This is a genomic window from Streptomyces sp. 4F14 (assembly GCF_048159485.1).
Lineage (GTDB): Bacteria > Actinomycetota > Actinomycetes > Streptomycetales > Streptomycetaceae > Streptomyces.
In genome coordinates, this window is the sequence record NZ_JBLRVY010000173.1 from 1 (window position 1) to 409 (window position 409).

Annotated in this window: 1 protein-coding gene and 1 pseudogene; both read right to left on the reverse strand. The window is 67.7% G+C overall.

The genetic code is table 11. The annotated features are described in order from the left end of the window. Positions 1–134, reverse strand: a pseudogene (locus ACLZOT_RS50170) (carbohydrate ABC transporter permease); the annotation flags it as partial. 2 nt (positions 135–136) lie between these two features. Next, positions 137–409 (reverse strand): carbohydrate ABC transporter permease (locus ACLZOT_RS50175; protein WP_416976013.1); only part of this gene is annotated, 273 nt, incomplete at its 5' end.

Below are 409 nucleotides of genomic sequence, written 5' to 3' on the forward strand. Positions count from 1 at the left end.
CTCGCCCGCATGTCCTGTTCGCGGGTGAGGGAGACGTTGAGCATCCAGTAGACCGGGAAGAGCATGATCCCGGTGAGGACGAGGCCGGCGGCCGTCTTCCACCACGTACGGCGGGGGCGGTTGGGGGCGGTCATGGTCACGTCCGTGCCTGCTTTCGCTGGACCCTCAGATACACCAGGCCGAGGACGACAGCGGCGGCGACGAGCAGGTTCCCCACGGCCGCACCCGGGCCGAAGGCGGGCACCAGGCTGCCGAAGCCGAGTTGATAGGACCAGGTGGCGAACGTGGTGGACGCGTCGGCGGGGCCGCCCTTGGTCATGATCCAGATGATGTCGAAGACCTTGAGCGTGTAGACGAGGCCCAGCAGGAGGGTGATCGCGGACACCGGGCGCAGCAGGGGGAAGGTGAT